This window comes from Mesotoga sp. B105.6.4, assembly GCF_002896535.1.
GTDB lineage: Bacteria > Thermotogota > Thermotogae > Petrotogales > Kosmotogaceae > Mesotoga.
The window spans coordinates 1-1,826 of sequence record NZ_JWIM01000151.1 but is presented as its reverse complement, the minus strand read 5'-3'; the positions used below and the strand labels follow the sequence as shown (position 1 = coordinate 1,826).

The 1,826-nt window shown below is 41.7% G+C and carries 2 protein-coding genes; both read right to left on the bottom strand.

The window, feature by feature from the left end; genetic code table 11:
- Window positions 1-116 (bottom strand): sugar phosphate nucleotidyltransferase (locus RJ60_RS15295; protein ID WP_258006380.1); only part of this gene is annotated, 116 nt, incomplete at its 3' end.
- Between the two features lie 24 nt (window positions 117-140).
- Complete coding sequence (gene rfbB, locus RJ60_RS15290; RefSeq protein WP_103135298.1) at window positions 141-1,265, bottom strand: dTDP-glucose 4,6-dehydratase; 1,125 nt, start codon at window positions 1,263-1,265, stop codon at window positions 141-143.
- Window positions 1,266-1,826 lie beyond the last annotated feature (561 nt).

Here is a 1,826-nt window from a genome sequence, read left to right as displayed (position 1 = left end):
GACAGGGGATAGTAGATCATGGGTTTATCGTATATAGGCAACAACTGCTTAGATACAGCTTTAGTTATCGGATGAAGTCTTGTTCCTGCGCCACCGGCCAGTATTATTCCCTTCAAGTTATCTCCTCCAGTCCTTTTATATCAGATTTTATAGTTTTTGTTATAGAACACCAAATACTCTCCCGAGATAACGCTTTCTACCCATTCACTATTGTTCAGATACCAGTCTATGGTCATCTCTATACCTTCATCGAACATAATACTGGGTTTCCATCCAAGTTCTTGAGTTATCTTAGTAGGATCTATGCCGTATCTTCTGTCGTGGCCAAGCCTGTCGGTCACGTGTTTTATGAGCGATTCATTTAGCTCTCCGTCTCCCGTCTTTTCTCTGAGTATCTCGATTATTTTCTTGACTATGTAGATGTTCTCCCTCTCGTTGTGACCGCCTATATTGTAGACTTCCCCAGACTTACCATTCTCGAAAACAAAATCAATTGCCTTGCAGTGGTCTTCAACATAAAGCCAGTCCCTTATCTGTCTGCCGTCTCCATAGACCGGGAGAGGCTTGTGGTTGAGCGCGTTGTTTATCATCAGCGGTATAAGCTTCTCTGGAAACTGGTATGGCCCATAGTTATTGGAGCATCTTGTAATGTTGACTGGCATTCCGAAAGTGTCGTGATAGGCTTTGACTATCAGATCGGCTGACGCTTTCGACGCAGAATATGGACTGTGCGGATCAAGCGGAGTCTTCTCCGTGAAGAATCCCGACGCTCCGAGAGCTCCATAGACTTCGTCGGTTGAAATCTGAAGGAACTTGGCAGGTTTGCAGCTTTGCAGATTGGCTGGATTAGAACTTTGAGCTTTTGCCAAATTATTTGAATCTTCGAGACACTTCCAACCACTTTCGCTTTGCCAGTGCTTTTTTGCGGCATCGAGGAGAATCTGTGTTCCGAGTATGTTTGTCTTCAGAAATATTTGGGGATCGTGGATCGATCTATCAACGTGTGACTCGGCTGCGAAGTTTATTATTCCATCTATTTCGTGCTCGTTGAAGATCTGTTCTACAAGTTCGGCATCGCAGATATTGCCTTTTATGAAGCTGAATCTCTTTTTCTCTTCTTCAGTCAATCCAGATAGATTGTCAATATTTCCAGCGTAGGTGAGGTTGTCCAGACCGATAATCTTTCTCTCAGGGTGTTTGCGAAGATAGTAATACACGAAGTTGCTTCCAATAAAGCCCGCACAACCAGTGACAAGTATATTCATTGATTACCCTCCGAGATGATTTCAAAACCCAATATGACAAACATATTATAAAACACAATAGTACAAATCTTGTTAATGAGCATTGGTTGAGTCATTCGAATTATACTATGTTTTTGTCCATCTTTGTCTCTAGAACACAGTTCTTGTAACTCACTATGATTTTGTTTATGCGTGCATATGCTCCTCTGTTAGGAAAAACGTGCAGCAAAGACTGACATATTAGAATAGCAAAGAGGAGAGAAACCAATTAGTTTTTCGGCAATGCAAAATGCTGCAGTCAGTTCATCTCGGATGACAGAGCTAAAAATGATTTCTAGCTTCTTTCAAAAACCAAGTTCACCGTATTCTTATTTGATCTATGAACTCTGAAGCCTTTGCGGATTCATAGAAGAAGAAAGGATACATCGTTTAAGAATAAACACGACCCTGATTAATAAACCAGGGTTCGTGTACACATGCTTTCGTACTCAATAACGCAGAGCGGTACTATAGATACTCTCCTGATCAAATTTTTGCTTCACCGCTATTGACTTCCGTCACTTCACCAGCACCTTCATCGCT

What these genes read in the sequence shown, in the direction of transcription:
- rfbB (WP_103135298.1), bottom strand. Translation starts at nt 1,265, where the DNA reads ATGAATATACTTGTCACTGGTTGTGCGGGCTTTATTGGAAGCAACTTC.